The organism is Nitrosopumilaceae archaeon AB1(1) (assembly GCA_033471095.1).
Lineage (GTDB): Archaea > Thermoproteota > Nitrososphaeria > Nitrososphaerales > Nitrosopumilaceae > Nitrosoabyssus > Nitrosoabyssus spongiisocia.
This window is the reverse complement of sequence record CP136752.1, coordinates 527,787-542,356: the sequence shown is the minus strand read 5'-3', so window position 1 is coordinate 542,356 and position 14,570 is coordinate 527,787. Positions and strand designations below refer to the sequence as shown.

Below are 14,570 nucleotides of genomic sequence, written 5' to 3'. Positions count from 1 at the left end.
AAGAAGAGGATTTATCCTCTATTTCATGCCTAGAGTGGAAATAAAGGGGTGTAAATTGAGGTTTAGGGGTTGTTAAGAGGGGAAAATTCGGTAGAGTGGAAATAAAGGGGTGTAAATTGAGGTTTTAGTAGTGATTTATGAGGTATATTAACAACTAATTAACAGACTGACACACCTGTATTTCCACTCCATGTTATTAAATTTTATCATAAATAATATTCATTACTACATAAAACCAACTTACTATTCTGACTATAACCTAATTTGTGTATCATATATCGTTGAGTAGTAATGAAGGTGTGTGAGTAGATGGACCCAGTAGAGATTTTACTGGAGAGAACAAAAACAAACAAATCTATTATTAAAAAACGAGACACCTTAACCTTTTCTTTTATCCCTAAACTTATCTTGCATCGTGATTTAGAACAAAAACAAATTACTCAGACCATGTTACCACTACTTCAACAATCAAAACCATCAAATTTGTTAATTTATGGTAAGACAGGAACAGGCAAAACACTTGTTGTTCAGAAAGTATTATCTCAAATAAAAGATCATCTCTCTAAAAATAAGATTCCAATTAAATTATGTTATACAAATTCTAAAACAGAAAGTACTGTTTATGGAGTGCTAGTTAGTTTAGGCAGACAATTAGGACTAGATGGAAAATCTTTACCATCTAGTGGTCTCTCAATTAGCGAAGTCTTTAAACGTCTTTTATTGATAATTAATAAAACAAACTCTTCTGTAGTTTTTGTTCTTGATGAAATTGATTATCTTGCAACACTAATAGCGAAAACACAAAAAGATATCATGTATCAATTAACACGAGCAAACGAACTACTAAGTGGTGGTTCTTTAACAATTATTGGTATATCAAATGATCTAACATTCAAAGAGCGCCTGGATCCAAGGGTGCTTAGTAGTTTAAGCGAAGAAGAGATTGTATTTACAAATTATACTTCACTACAACTCCATAAAATTTTAGAGGACAGGGCAAAACACGCTTTTCTTGAAGGTGCTGTGACCAAATCTGCCATTAATCTTTGTTCTGCAATGGCAGCCAAAGAGCACGGGGATGCACGCAGAGCTATAGATCTGCTTCGTGTTGCCGGAGAGATTGCAGAACGCGAGCAGGATAATCGTGTAACTGAAAAACACATACGTCTGGCCAGCAAAAAAATAGAAGAGAATAAAGAGGTAACAGCACTACAATCATATCCTCTTCATGAAAAAATATTAATTTTCTCTGTAATGAAATGTGGGGGTCTCTCTACTGGCATGATTTACTCTACATACAAAAATACTTGCAAAACAACTAGACAAACCCCTCTGACTCAAAGAAGAGTTACACAGATACTGGCAGAGATTGAAATGTCTGGGATCATATCTAGTAAGATAATACATAGTGGAAGTCATGGAAGAACAAAAAAATTTAGTCTTTCTATACCTACTAGTATTATTAAAAATGTATTTGCCGAAGATCTAATTCTTGGGGATATTATTTAAAATCACTTAAAACTCGCACATCAAATGTTTTTAAATTTACAAACACAGCAAGATTTGTAGTGGGTGTTATTCCGGCACCAGCTTGGAAAGGAGTTTGTTTTTGCCATGTTCCAGAATTAATCATCAACACACCACGATATCTACCAAACTCTCCAACATGCACATGTCCTGTGTGAAATATGTCTGGTATGTCTTCTATAACTAACATATCTTGAGTTTCTGGAGCAAGGGGAGTCTGTCCACCATAAATTGGAGACAGATGTCTTGTCTTTAACAAAACCTCCATCACATCTGCAGGTGAGGAATAATCAAGACCTGGGGACACCCTTACAATATCATCAATACCCTGTCCGTGATACATCAAAACTTTTACCCCATTCAATGAGACGAGAGCAGGATTTCCAATCATGAAAAAATTTTCGCGCTTCCACAACATTTGATTATATTTTTCTGGTATAGCTGGTTGAGGAAGGGCTCTTCTGCCTGGATCGTGGTTTCCAGGCGCGATGAAGACTTTTACTCGCTCTGGTATGTCTTTGAGGATATCATACGCTTTNTTCCACTGTTTCTCTAATGTTAGGCACACCAAATCTTTGTCTTGATTTTTATACACCCCAACACCATCCACAACATCACCACAAATTAATAAAAATCTAACACGCAGAGTTATGGGATCATTACCGGATAACCATTTTACACAATTCCTCAACTCCTCTTCCATGAAAAATTTACTACCAATATGTAGATCAGATAAAAACATAGCATAGGCATCTGTTTTAGAGAAATTTTGTTTATGTTTTGGTATGTCAGGATATATTATTTCCTTAGCGACACATCCGCCATTTTTATTAGGCATGATTCGAACCATTACAAACTAATCTCTAACTAATTTTTTTGCTACATCTCGTACATCACTTTTAAACACGCTAATCTCAATGGAGCCTGTAAAATCTTCAATTACTAATTTCATTCTTTCATCACCTACACATTCATCTACTAGACCACACACAACAGTAGCTTCTTTCAACTCACCTACATCAAACGAATTAATATTTTTAATTTTTTTTGCATCAGGTCTTTCAGAAATTATTGATTGAAGTTTTTGAAATCTACTTGTAAATAATTTAGAGAACCCATCTATTCCCTCCGCTGAGGTAATGTGTGGTGTTGGGTCTAAAATTATTTCATGTTCATTCTCTAATGTTGGATCCTCTTGTATTCCTAATAGCAACTCTAATCCTGTTTTAGTTATTATGTTACTGTTCTGCTCTATACTCTGATTTACAGCAGCCTTTATCACCCGGTCCAATTCATTGGTATCGACTTGTTTCAATACATCTACTGCCTCTGGCTGGATCTGCAGCCCTCTGCGTAGAGCATAAACTATAGATTGTGATACATCAGTTGCCATGTTTATGAATTTTAATAGTTTTAATTAAATTTGAAGTAAACCCAGACTATACAATGACAAATATGCAGTTCAGAGCCCTAACATTTTTTATTTTTGTAGGTGTTTTTGCATCGACTTTTTTTTTAGGGACAATCTCTGAGCCTACTTTAGAGGAGGCTCAAATACTTGCAGATGAGCTTGATAAATTAATATTAGATATAGGTGCCATTGACATATTTCTTCACAATCTTACAATAACATTCTTGATGTTTATTCCCGCAGCCGGTATTGTAGTGGGAATAATATCTGCGTGGTCTACTGGATTTGCATTTGCATCCTTGGGTCTGCTAAACCCAGAGATTGCAATGATTCCACCACTATCTATTTTCCTAACTCCATTTGGTTTTTTAGAAATAACTGCATATGCAATTGCAACGTCAAGCAGCTTTCACTCTATATATGCAATAATAAAAAAACAACCACTAACCTCATACATTAAACCTTTTGTAATAGAAATTAGTCTAGTCGCAGCTCTTTTATTAATAGGCGGCTATGTAGAATATTTTCTTATACAAGAATTACAAAACGGAAACCTAAGTCCATCTGATATTATTTAGTCAAATTCTAAATATGATTTGGATTTTGATTTATTTATAACCATGATTGATAAATCAGAAAACTCTTTTCCTTCTAAATCTTTTACAACACCGACAAATTCTGTCTCGATATCAGTGGTTAGATTTTCATAAACGAATGTCTGTAAACTAGCAGTATCAAAACCCTGATCTGCTAAATAGTGAGCAATCTCGGATTGCATGAAATGGTTTTCAGGTTTATTAGGCCAAGGTCTTGGTATGATAATAACACTAATCTCATCAGATAGTGCCTTTACCATCTCTCTTTTTTGATACTCGATGGAACCGGTCACATGCATAGTGAGGATTCGTGCCTTGTCTATTGGGACCCTTGAGCGTGAGGCGGCCACTTGTATGGCACTAATACCTGGTATTATGGTGACGTTGCCGAAAATCTCTATCAATCTGTCTACTACCTCAGACTCGGAAAAATTTGAATCTCCTGTGAATGGCACCACCAAACTCTTCTCCCCTAAATTAGTGGCCATTTTTGTATAAGCTGATTCTTGATTTTTCATAGTTATTACTATTACTTGTTTTCCATCTAACAAATGCTGAATTGTATTTAATGTATACTGATATCCTATTATATAATCTGCATCAAGAATTATTTTTTTTGCCTCCTCAGTAATTAGTAGTGGAGATCCCGGTCCTACACCAACTGCAAAAACTTTACCCAATCTCTACTCCTTTATACTGCGTGCATTATTTATTGATTCTACAAATGGTGTCCAATTTACTTTAAGAAATTTTGTAGGATTTTTTATAGGATATTTTACCCAATCTTGTGCTACTGTAAAGCGATATTTTTCAGTTTTATCATTATCTAAATAATCTAAATTTAATACAGAACCCCATGTTTTCTCCTCCCAGTTAATTTTTAAAATATTATTAAATGAAATCTCTACATTTTTTTTATTTTCTAAATCTACTAGCAATTCCTTCTCTCCATATCCATCTTGTGCACCCATTATGTCATGCCCTCTCAATAAATTCATAACTTGTCTCTTTGATGCTGCCTGCCACCATTTTATCTTCGCTTTTGTCTTACGAACAAATGAGACATGTCTGTCAGTTAAAATCAACATCCCCTCTTTACCACCAATTGAGAATGTTTTTCTTGATTCACGCCATACAGACAATACATGAGAGCGTATTATTTCGTCTTCTTCCACACACTAAATCACACCAATAGGCATTAAAAACTAACGAATCTCTACAATGGCTTTTATTTATCAACGTGAAACGGAAAATAGTGAATTCATATCTATTACCCATATTATTTAGCATGTTACTATTCAGTACAGGAGCTGCCTTGGGCTCTGAGGACGACAAAATTGTAATAATTACTACACAGCACGGAGATATTGTTATGGAACTATTCCCAAAAGATGCACCGAATACAGTAGATAGTTTTTACAAACTAGTGGAATCAGGATTTTATGATGGTATCATTTTTCATAGAGTTATTCCTGGATTTATGATTCAAGGCGGAGATCCGAATACAAAACAATCTGATCAATCTATCTGGGGTCAAGGCAATCCCGGTTTTAGCATTGATGCTGAATTCAATTCCATATCTCACCTAAAAGGTATTGTTTCTATGGCAAGATCAACTGATCCAAATAGTGCAGGTTCTCAATTTTTCATAATTCATTCTGATTCAACATTTTTAGATTAACAATATACTGTATTTGGAAGAATTATTACACAGGAAAGTTTTGATGTTGTAGAAAAGATTATCAACTTGGAACGTAATTCTCGTGACGTCCCAAATGATCCTAAACAGGCCACAATATTATCTGCAAGTATTACTACTAGAGCACAGATACAAAATTCTCTAGATTTGGATGAACCTAAAAGAATCACTATAACTACAATACCAGAGTCAAACTCTGATTATACTCAATATACCAATGAGAAATTTGGTGTATCTTTTGCTGTACCTACAACTTGGGCTGGACAAAGTTTAGATCCCGTGGACGAAAATACCCCTGATTTTGTTACTGTAGGCCCACTGATTAATGGAAATCCAACGGTTCTTCAATTCAAAACAGTTTCACTGAGTAATATTACGGCAGACGAATATCTTGATAATTTCAAAGCAATCATTAATGAAGATATCACTAGTGGCTTTTTGGATGTTATATCTGAGGAGGAGATAGTAGTGGATGGAAACGTACACTTGTCTTTTCATCAGTATGGAATCTTTCTCAATTGTGGGAATTCCTACCATACTAACACGATACAAGCTACAATCGTTGGTACTGATGAAATTTATCAACTTGTTTATCTAATAGATGGAAATAGAACATCTGAAAAACAATCTGTATTTGAAAGAGCGCTTGAAACTTTTACAGTATCTGATTCCAAACAAATTACATCTACACCTGATGATATTAATGACAAGTCATTACAAGATAATAGTCAAGAGGGTGGCTGTCTTGTAGCAACAGCTGCATTCAACACTGAACTTTCACCAGAGATTCAACAACTACGAGAGTTTCGTGATGATATAGTATTGAAAACTGAGTCTGGATCCATATTCATGACTAATTTCAATCAAATCTATTATTCCTTCTCTCCAATTCTTGCTGATGCTGAACGTGACAATCCTGCTCTTCAATTAATGATTCGTTCAACTCTAACACCGTTATTTTCTTCCCTTTTACTACTTGATCAATTAAATATCGATTCAGAAATTGAGATGTTGACGTATGGTATTGGTATTATAATATTGAATCTAACATTATACATAATTGCCCCAATTCTTCTTGCTTATAAAATCAGAAACATATTTGGTGTTAAATTAAACCTAAAACACACATCTAAGATACAATAAAATAGCTTTATTGTAGCATAATTTTATTGAAAAAAGAGTTTGTTGTTGTACGAATTGATGCTGCACCTGATGGGGCACCATACGTGATTGCCTCTCTATCACTTAAAAAAGACATGAATGAAAATACAGANTTCCCCCCATCTCCATTTGGGACTGGTGTTATGGGTTTTTCAAATATGGATGATATGATGAAAGGTCTGAACAAGATGATAAGTGGTGGATCCAATTCAAATCAAACTTCACTTAAACTTGACATGCATGAATACAAATCTTTGAACTTGTCTGTTGGCGATAAAGTATTCTTGGAGATATCCAAACCTGAAACTTTGGGCGTATAATTATTTCATAATTTTTGTTCGAAGTATTTCATACGCTTTAGATGCAATTAGTTCATTTAATACTAGAGTAATTCCATCTTGACCAAAAAATACATTATTAATTTCTATATTACTACGATGTAATATCTCTATTACATGTGATATGATTTGTGATTTATTTTCATTATTTGCAACATGAATTTTGATCTTGGCTAAACCTGCATGATAAACTCTTTCTTTTGACATATTATCAATAAAACTACGTATATCATCCATGTCATCTATCAACATACGAAACGTATCATCAAGTTTGAAAAATTCATAGTTTACGTTATTTGCAAAATGATTTTTCACCCATCTAGTATCCTCTCCAAATTCTGGTGGTAATATCACATCCATAATACTACCTGTCATTACCAGTTTTACATTTTTAAAATCAGAGTCTGGGTATACTGTAGTTTCCTCTTTAAACGAGTCTGCATATCTCTTAATTGCAACTACTACAGTATTCAGATTCACTTTATACCCTACCTCTTGTTCAACACCGGATAACATCCTTAATGCCAAGGCTGTATAATTGATGATATTCATTTTCATACAGTCATGAATGGATTTATCTCTAACGATAATCTCTTTAACTGCCTCTGTAACAGACATACACATTTACATGAGTGTCAATAATATAACCTTATGTCATATTACTACTAAACCTATAAATAATGTAATATACATTACATTATGTAATGACACGGACATTATTTGATGATGTGGAAGAATTACTCAACGAGTCCTTTCAGTCCATCTTTGGGCAGAATGATCTCTTTGATGACTCACCACAACTCACCGAACCTACAAACGCTCCAGTATGCTGGGGCTATGTAATGCATATAGACCAAAACGGAAAACAGACCGTTAAGACGTATGGCAATGTAGAACCAGAACTGTCACCGGCAAAACCACAACAGCTATCTGATATCAAGGAACCGATCGTGGATATACTAAAAGACGAAAAAACCAAAGAAGTAAAATTGATTGCAGAGATGCCAGGTGTGGAAAAAAGTGACATCAAGGTAAATGTTGAACGAAACATGGTACATATTGATGCGGCCAAAGCCATTAGAAAGTATCATGTGGACGTTCCATTAAACTACAAAGTACAACCAAATACTTCTAAAGCCAACTACAAGAATGGAATTCTTGAATTGACTTTAAAACTTGCCGACGAAGAAAGGTCTAGAGGCAAACCAATCGAGATCGAATAGATCTCTTCCTCTTTTTTTTAATTAATTATATTTTTTATAAAATCTAGAATTGATTTTGAATTATTATCTACAATCAGAATCATTCTGGAGAATAATCATTCCATAATATGGTACGATTATTGGAGTAGTTTTACGATATATCTGGCATCCACCGAGTTGCAGAACCTAAGGACACCCGAAGATTGCACAGTGTAAAACTACTAGGACTGATTCACAATAATCTCCTGTGATAACGTATCCAAAATCACAGGGGCCACTAATAGAGATAATTACTGCTAGAAATATTATGATAATTATAACTGACAATAAAATTTTAGGTCTTGATAGTTTACTCATTGAATGTTACAATGTATAATTACTATAAATATTTGTAGTCACAATATATAATTTAGATAATTCTACAAGCATGTTCAATTAAGATGTTAGAATTTGGATTGTCATGATTGTTTTTCCAATTTATAATACCAAATTAAACACTAGTCTGGAAACACTCTAAGATTAAACAGTGTAAAAAATACTACACTGTTCAATTAGGGTCATGAAATTAAATTATTATGACTCTTATCCGTGTGCATATGTTCCGAATTTAATATCACTTGAAAAGACCTAAGTTTGAACAGAGCAATGTAAGATAGAATTATAATGTTTAATATGTCTACAAATTATGACAAATGTTAATCAACTCACTTTTAATAAAAAACTATCGCTCCATTACTAAAGCAGAATTGCCTTTACACAATTATAGTATTCTAATTGGTCCCAACAATCAAGGTAAATCAAATATTCTAAGAGGTTTAGTAGTTGCTCTTAATATCATTAAATATGAAAGCCTCCGTTCACATCGCTTTCCTCATACGATTAAATTCCCATTACGATTAAAATACCGACAATCATTAGGTCGAAGGACAAAAATTCTAGATTGTAGGGAACAAGATTATATTTATAATTATGAAAGAGATTTTCCACTTAAACTTCAAAATAATGATAAAAAAAGAGAAGGACAAACCAAATTTGAATTAACATTATCTTTATCTGATGAAGAAAAGGTAAAATACCAAAGAAAAACCAAAAACAAACTTAAAGGTGATTTAAGAATTAAAATTTCCATCGGGCATTTTCATTTGCCGTTATCAGTGGTGATAGAAGATTCTGCCTCACCAAAAAAAATAAAAAACAAAGAGGAAACATTCACCTTTATTATAGAAAATATTGAATTAACGTATATTGAGGCAATAAGGGATTCTGATAAAACAATTCAAATCGTTGAAAAAATGATTTCTGATGAGTTATCTCTTCTAGAACGCGAAAAAAAATATAACGATTTGATGAAAGAAATTGAACTCATGCAAAAACCAGTTTTAGATGATATATCTAAAAGTTTAACAAAAAGTGTATCAGAATTTCTTCCAGATGTAAAAGAAATTCATTTGAATTCCGGAGAAGAATTAAAAAGAATCGCCAGTTCATCTACGACTCTAAACATAGATGATGGTACTGACACCGAATTAAAACTAAAAGGAGACGGAATAAAAAGTCTACTAGCAATTTCAATTATTCAACATGTTACACAAAAAAATGCAAGGGAAAAAAAAATAGTTTTGGCCATAGAAGAACCAGAATCACACTTACACCCTGAAGCTATTCATAAACTAAGAATAGTACTTGAAGATATTTCATCTAAAAACCAAGTAATTATTTCAACTCATTCTCCACTATTGGTTAATAGAACCAATTTAGCTAGGAATCTAATAGTAGATAAATCTCAAGTTACTGCCGCAGAAAACATATCTCAAATTAGGAAAGTACTTGGAGTACAAATTGCTGATAATCTTACAAGTGCGAGCTTGGTTATTCTTACTGAAGGAGCCGCTGATTCAAAAAAATTGGAAAGATGGGCCACTGAACTTTCATCAGATATCAAAGATGCAATATTTAATGGAATAATTATTTTTTCTAACTTGGGAGGCGTTAATAATTTAGCCTCTGAATCTTCTAAGTGGAAACTTCTACTTTGTGATGTTTATAGTTTTTTAGATTATGACAAGGAGGGTCGGGAAGCATTTGAAGTTGCAAAAGAAAAAAAATCCATTTTTATAAAGGATGTGTCATTCGCAACTTTAAGTGGTTATTCAGACTCTGAATTGGAAGATTTAATATCACCAAGTAGCTATAAAAATGAAATTTCAAAAATGGGTGTTGATATATCACGATCTACATTCAAAAATAATAGGGAAAAATGGTCGGTTAGGATGAGAAATACTTTCAAAGATCAGGGTAAACCATGGAATAATGAAGTTAAAAATTCTGTGAAAAAAATTATTACTGACGTATCTATAGAATTGGGAATTAAATGTATACACAAAAAAAATCAAGAACCCATACTAAAATTTGTTGAAGCCATTGAAAAATATTTAGGAAAACGTTCAGAAACAAAAAAAAATTAAACCAAGGTAATTTGGTAAATTTTATCTCTAGATAATTATTATACAATTAGTGATAATAATTAATTGAACTTTCTATCTTTTGTAAAGACAATTTAAAATGATGCAGCATCTCTCTCAAATTCACAGGGTAAAATGTTAAGTATATTACTTGTAAGTTTTGTAATGGCAAACAAATCTACATCATGGGAATAGAAACTAACTGAGACACAAAACCTGCAAGAAAAATTTTAACCATTTACATATTGTTTATTAAATGCTTTTAATTTCTACCCAGCTGAAAATAATACTGCATAATTTTCAGATTTTCTCATAACGAAAAACTCATTTTTTATAATTCTAGTTCAGCTCTCTTTAACTGATCAACAATTTATGATCACTTGTAATGATGAATTGGTACACTTCAAAACTTGGGTGTTTTCAGATTAGTATTTAATTCAGGTGTTACAATTGGGAAAATGGTTATGACAATCTAAATTTTAGCATTATAATTGAACAGTATGTTGAAATCATCTGGGTTTTGAACAGTGTAAAAAACACATATAATTAAATATTATATTTACATGTATAATTATGAAACAAACAAGTATTGCAGTATCTAAAAAATCAAAGAAAGAGTGGGAGCGAATTAAAAATTATAAACAAGAATCTTTTGAAGCAATGATAAATAGAATTTTAAAATCTCAAGCAGAGGAAGATCACGAACTACTTACTAGAAAAGATATTTTAGATATAAAAAAATCAATTTCCAAAATAAAACAAGGTAAATTCAAGACTTTAAAACAAATGAAAACAAAGTACAAATTATAATGATTTGAATTGTAACATTTACTAATAATGCCTACAAAGATTTTGGAAATACCTCTACACAATTATTTTAAAGATTGAAGAAATTTCTAAAAACAACCCATTCTAACTTCTTTTCATTCTATCTCTACACAACAAACACGAACAAATCATTTCAATAAGAATAATTATCAAAGAATAATCTAGAAATCAATGGCAGGCAAACTCTACATCGTGGGCGTAGGCCCTGGAAGTAACAATCATATGACATTTCATGCAAAACAGGTAATACAAGAAAGCAATGTCATTATTGGTTATGAGACGTATGTTCAATTAGTAGAAAATCTCATTGATGGAAAAGACGTGTATCGTTATGCAATGACACAAGAAGTAGACAGAGCTCATCAATGTATTGATCTTGCAAAATCTGGCAAGATAGTATCACTAGTCTCAAGTGGTGATCCTGGAATTTATGGTATGGCCGGCTTAATCTATGAAGTATTAGCAGATGAAAAATGGGATCCGGCAACTGGACTTTACGTTGAAGTTGTGCCAGGTATATCTGCTCTAAACTCTTGTTCATCCATAGTTGGATCACCACTCATGTCAGACTTTGCAGTATTGAGCATGAGTGATCTACTTGTACCGTGGGAAGTCATTACAAAACGAGTCGAGGCAGCTGCAAAGGGTGATTTTGTACTAGTCATTTATAATCCATCAAGTAAAAAACGCATACACCAACTAAAAGATACAAGGGAGATTGTCCTAAAATATCGTGGTCCAAAAACACCTGTTGCAATAATTAAAGGTGCATACAGAGAATCTCAAAGTGTTGTACTAACTACCCTCGGTGATTTATTGAATCATTATGAAGAATTGGGAATGATTAGTACAGTGATAATTGGTAATTCTTCTACATACACCTACAAGGATTTAATGATCAATCCACGAGGCTATACCTCAAAGTATAACATATCTAAAGATTAGTCATTCTCGTGTATCGCCTGATACACTTTATCACTTAGTGTTAATTTTTCACGTATCGGCTTTACCATCTTTGTCATGTATCGAGTCACTAGTTGTTTTAGGTCTACAGGGTGTAGGCGTTTTTCTTTAAAATCATCCTCCATAGTCTGATATTGTGAGAATGTTGCATTGCCTCCAAATTTCTCTGGTCTCTCTAGATTCATTTCTGGAAACTCTCTAAACATGAGTTTTGCAAGTGCTAAAAGTGGGTTATTTTCAACTTGACCCTCTGGACACCATGCTTTTTTAATCTTGGATGTAATCTCTTCATCGGTGTCATGTACACTAATGCTAGAGGCAATACTACTTTTACTCATCTTTCCTACTTTGCCATCTGCAACAGGCTCTGTTAATCCTGGTAATAATTTATGATGTATAGCAATTGGCACTTTCCATCCCATTTTAGGAAATAACTCTCTTACCAGTACATGAATTTTTCTCTGGTCCATTCCTGCGTGCATGATATCCAAATCAAGTGTATGAATATCCATAGCCTGCATTGGAGGATATAGTAATTTTGCTAAATCAACTTTTTCTTGTTCCTCATTTCTACCCATTATGGTAAGCGTCCTCATTGTTCGCGCCAGTGTCATACGCTTTGTTAATTTTACAAACTCTCTCCAATATTGTGGATTGTCATCATACAGATCAGAGCCATAAACTATATTCACACCTGGGCATACTAGGTTGAATGCGTCTGCATAATATTTTGAAACTATTTTGATCTTCTCATTACTACTTCCCATTTTATCATTAATGATAGTGTGCCAATCTGCAAGAAATACGGTACAATTAATTCCTGCATTTATGAAATCTCTAATTTTAAAACCGGTACTTAGTAGGCTGCCTAGGTGTAGAAATCCTGAAATTTCTAGACCGATATAGTGCTTGGGACTTGAATTTGTCTCTAACAATGCCTGTAGATCCTCACGAGTTATTACTTCCTCGGTAGGTTCTGCTTCGATTAGTCTGATCTTTTCTGTTATATCCATCTATGATTTTTTACTATATACAGTATAAAACTAATTGGCTAACCTGTCTCATACATGATAATATAATATGTAAAATAGACTCTAATCCAATTCTTTTAGATTCTCATCTAAGAAAACAATTTCAACATGATACCGTTTCTTTTCATCCTTCTTTTTTTGTGCGTAGATCTCTACAATTTGTGCATCATCATGGATAATCAAAGGTATTTTGTAATTGATTTCATCTTGTTTCTTTAGCTCAATGTGAACATTATCCTCTGTCACATTTTTTTCTGCTGGTCCTAAATAATCACAGATACCTGAAATAAAACCATCTAGATCTCCTGAATATTTACTTGGATCATCTCCTTTGACAAGTTCTCTATCTGAAATATTTGAAGTATACACCGTTAAATCTATCTTAACACGATGCTCATCTCCTTTACTTATGCCTGCTTTATTTCTAGCTGCAAGAGCTTTTTCTCTAAATTTTTTTGTTAGACCCTCTTTATTATCCCAACCAGACTTACTTGGAGGTTTTCCATCCACATCAAATTCAATTCTCATAATTTAGATTGTGTAATATTACTCATAAATATTTAATATATCTGATAATCATACTAATTTTTAACCATCGTTCATAACAACGATAGTGAGTATATTGATAGATAGTTTATCACACACGTATTTAATCATCAAGGATCATTTGTCCTCCAACAGACTACTCACGATTGATAAGTTCAAACTTTGTTAACAAACACATCGAGTTTACCCTTATTGGCGCTTAATATTAGTACATAATTTCATCTATCAATACACATAAGAAATTTATCTCATTATGATTAGCTATTATTAAAAAAGAATAGAACTCAACACAAAATCTAATCACAACTAACAATTTCAACATGATATTTCGTAATATCACGTTCCACTTTTTTTGCTGTAATTTCAATAATTTGAGAGTCATTTTTAATAATCAATGCTCTATTGTGAGAAATTTCATCTCCTTTCTTAAGCATAGGATCAATCGTAATCTCAGGGTTCTCTGGTGCCGGTTGTAAATATTCACACACACCAGAAATTAAACTATCTAAATCTCCTACGAATTTGTCAGGATCATCATCTCCACTTTGTTTATACCCAATGTCTACAATATTTGTGGCATATACTGTCAATTTTATTTTTACCGGTTTATCATACCCTTCATCTATACCTGCATCTTTTCTCAGCTGTAAATGCTGCTTTTCTAAGTTTTACTATTAAATCTGCATCTTTCTTACCCCAATTTGATTTTCTTGGTGGTCTTCCATCCACATCAAACTTAATTTTCATAATTCAAATAATAAAAATTTGTATATAAGCATCGCTTACATTAACAATAGATACTATAT

18 protein-coding genes are annotated in these 14,570 nt (G+C 33.0%); 9 read left to right on the top strand and 9 right to left on the bottom strand.

Going from position 1 to position 14,570, the window contains the following annotated elements:
- Positions 1 to 309: 309 nt before the first annotated feature.
- Positions 310 to 1,509, top strand: a complete 1,200-nt coding sequence (locus R1F52_03230; GenBank protein WOV93657.1) for an AAA family ATPase — start codon at positions 310 to 312, stop codon at positions 1,507 to 1,509.
- Here R1F52_03230 and R1F52_03225 read toward each other — a convergent pair.
- Together R1F52_03225 and R1F52_03220 are read right to left on the bottom strand one after the other, a co-directional pair.
- Positions 1,502 to 2,365: a metallophosphoesterase gene (locus tag R1F52_03225; protein ID WOV93656.1), complete on the bottom strand. Its 864-nt coding sequence runs from the start codon at positions 2,363 to 2,365 to the stop codon at positions 1,502 to 1,504. The genes R1F52_03230 and R1F52_03225 overlap by 8 nt on opposite strands.
- A gap of 18 nt (positions 2,366 to 2,383) precedes the next feature.
- On the bottom strand, positions 2,384 to 2,920 hold the full coding sequence (locus R1F52_03220) for a hypothetical protein (GenBank protein WOV93655.1): 537 nt from the start codon (positions 2,918 to 2,920) through the stop codon (positions 2,384 to 2,386).
- Positions 2,921 to 2,973: 53 nt separating this feature from the next.
- Here R1F52_03220 and R1F52_03215 point away from each other — a divergent pair, with 53 nt between their 5' ends.
- Entirely contained in the window at positions 2,974 to 3,516 is a 543-nt protein-coding gene (locus R1F52_03215) for a stage II sporulation protein M (protein ID WOV93654.1), read from the top strand.
- Here R1F52_03215 and cbiE read toward each other — a convergent pair.
- Together cbiE and R1F52_03205 are read right to left on the bottom strand one after the other, a co-directional pair.
- Entirely contained in the window at positions 3,513 to 4,214 is a 702-nt protein-coding gene (gene cbiE, locus R1F52_03210) for a precorrin-6y C5,15-methyltransferase (decarboxylating) subunit CbiE (GenBank protein ID WOV93653.1), read from the bottom strand. The genes R1F52_03215 and cbiE overlap by 4 nt on opposite strands.
- Before the next feature lie 3 nt (positions 4,215 to 4,217).
- On the bottom strand, positions 4,218 to 4,709 hold the full coding sequence (locus tag R1F52_03205; GenBank protein WOV93652.1) for a hypothetical protein: 492 nt from the start codon (positions 4,707 to 4,709) through the stop codon (positions 4,218 to 4,220).
- A gap of 80 nt (positions 4,710 to 4,789) precedes the next feature.
- On the opposite strand from R1F52_03205, the gene R1F52_03200 reads away from it, so the two are divergent.
- The 3 genes from R1F52_03200 to R1F52_03190 all read left to right on the top strand — a co-directional run bounded on the left by R1F52_03200 (position 4,790) and on the right by R1F52_03190 (position 6,714).
- Positions 4,790 to 5,215 (top strand): peptidylprolyl isomerase, encoded by a 426-nt coding sequence (locus R1F52_03200; protein WOV93651.1) that lies wholly within the window; start codon positions 4,790 to 4,792, stop codon positions 5,213 to 5,215.
- A 66-nt stretch (positions 5,216 to 5,281) separates the two neighbouring features.
- The gene (locus R1F52_03195; GenBank protein WOV93650.1) at positions 5,282 to 6,376 is read left to right on the top strand and encodes a CFI-box-CTERM domain-containing protein; all 1,095 of its coding nucleotides are present in this window, start codon (positions 5,282 to 5,284) and stop codon (positions 6,374 to 6,376) included.
- A 26-nt stretch (positions 6,377 to 6,402) separates the two neighbouring features.
- Positions 6,403 to 6,714, top strand: coding sequence for a hypothetical protein (locus R1F52_03190; protein ID WOV93649.1), 312 nt, complete (start codon positions 6,403 to 6,405; stop codon positions 6,712 to 6,714).
- Here the strand turns inward: R1F52_03190 and R1F52_03185 are convergent, their stop codons facing one another.
- Positions 6,715 to 7,350, bottom strand: a complete 636-nt coding sequence (locus R1F52_03185) for an ACT domain-containing protein (protein WOV93648.1) — start codon at positions 7,348 to 7,350, stop codon at positions 6,715 to 6,717. It abuts the gene before it with no gap.
- Positions 7,351 to 7,436: 86 nt separating this feature from the next.
- Here R1F52_03185 and hsp20 point away from each other — a divergent pair, with 86 nt between their 5' ends.
- The 4 genes from hsp20 (at position 7,437) to cobJ (ending at position 12,169) form a co-directional block, all read left to right on the top strand.
- Entirely contained in the window at positions 7,437 to 7,955 is a 519-nt protein-coding gene (gene hsp20, locus R1F52_03180) for an archaeal heat shock protein Hsp20 (protein WOV93647.1), read from the top strand.
- Between the two features lie 671 nt (positions 7,956 to 8,626).
- A complete protein-coding gene (locus R1F52_03175; GenBank protein WOV93646.1) occupies positions 8,627 to 10,399 on the top strand; it encodes an ATP-binding protein in 1,773 nt (590 codons plus the stop codon).
- A gap of 570 nt (positions 10,400 to 10,969) precedes the next feature.
- Positions 10,970 to 11,206 (top strand): hypothetical protein, encoded by a 237-nt coding sequence (locus R1F52_03170; GenBank protein WOV93645.1) that lies wholly within the window; start codon positions 10,970 to 10,972, stop codon positions 11,204 to 11,206.
- Positions 11,207 to 11,395: 189 nt separating this feature from the next.
- Complete coding sequence (gene cobJ / locus R1F52_03165) at positions 11,396 to 12,169, top strand: precorrin-3B C(17)-methyltransferase (GenBank protein ID WOV93644.1); 774 nt, start codon at positions 11,396 to 11,398, stop codon at positions 12,167 to 12,169.
- Here the strand turns inward: cobJ and R1F52_03160 are convergent.
- The 4 genes from R1F52_03160 to R1F52_03145 all read right to left on the bottom strand — a co-directional run bounded on the left by R1F52_03160 (position 12,166) and on the right by R1F52_03145 (position 14,511).
- Entirely contained in the window at positions 12,166 to 13,200 is a 1,035-nt protein-coding gene (locus R1F52_03160; protein ID WOV93643.1) for a tyrosine--tRNA ligase, read from the bottom strand. The two genes, cobJ and R1F52_03160, sit on opposite strands and share 4 nt — an antisense overlap.
- An 81-nt stretch (positions 13,201 to 13,281) precedes the next feature.
- Entirely contained in the window at positions 13,282 to 13,746 is a 465-nt protein-coding gene (locus tag R1F52_03155; GenBank protein WOV93642.1) for a hypothetical protein, read from the bottom strand.
- Positions 13,747 to 14,060: 314 nt separating this feature from the next.
- Positions 14,061 to 14,354, bottom strand: coding sequence for a hypothetical protein (locus tag R1F52_03150; GenBank protein WOV93641.1), 294 nt, complete (start codon positions 14,352 to 14,354; stop codon positions 14,061 to 14,063).
- A gap of 28 nt (positions 14,355 to 14,382) precedes the next feature.
- Positions 14,383 to 14,511, bottom strand: a complete 129-nt coding sequence (locus R1F52_03145) for a hypothetical protein (protein ID WOV93640.1) — start codon at positions 14,509 to 14,511, stop codon at positions 14,383 to 14,385.
- Positions 14,512 to 14,570: the final 59 nt, after the last annotated feature.

Coding starts and splice junctions, on each gene's coding strand:
- R1F52_03220 (WOV93655.1), bottom strand. CDS start 2,920: ATGGCAACTGATGTATCACAATCTATAGTTTATGCTCTACGCAGAGGG.
- R1F52_03155 (WOV93642.1), bottom strand. CDS start 13,746: ATGAGAATTGAATTTGATGTGGATGGAAAACCTCCAAGTAAGTCTGGT.
- hsp20 (WOV93647.1), top strand. CDS start 7,437: ATGACACGGACATTATTTGATGATGTGGAAGAATTACTCAACGAGTCC.
- R1F52_03175 (WOV93646.1), top strand. CDS start 8,627: ATGTTAATCAACTCACTTTTAATAAAAAACTATCGCTCCATTACTAAA.
- cobJ (WOV93644.1), top strand. CDS start 11,396: ATGGCAGGCAAACTCTACATCGTGGGCGTAGGCCCTGGAAGTAACAAT.
- R1F52_03185 (WOV93648.1), bottom strand. CDS start 7,350: ATGTCTGTTACAGAGGCAGTTAAAGAGATTATCGTTAGAGATAAATCC.
- R1F52_03215 (WOV93654.1), top strand. CDS start 2,974: ATGACAAATATGCAGTTCAGAGCCCTAACATTTTTTATTTTTGTAGGT.
- R1F52_03145 (WOV93640.1), bottom strand. CDS start 14,511: ATGAAAATTAAGTTTGATGTGGATGGAAGACCACCAAGAAAATCAAAT.
- R1F52_03170 (WOV93645.1), top strand. CDS start 10,970: ATGAAACAAACAAGTATTGCAGTATCTAAAAAATCAAAGAAAGAGTGG.
- R1F52_03230 (WOV93657.1), top strand. CDS start 310: ATGGACCCAGTAGAGATTTTACTGGAGAGAACAAAAACAAACAAATCT.
- R1F52_03160 (WOV93643.1), bottom strand. CDS start 13,200: ATGGATATAACAGAAAAGATCAGACTAATCGAAGCAGAACCTACCGAG.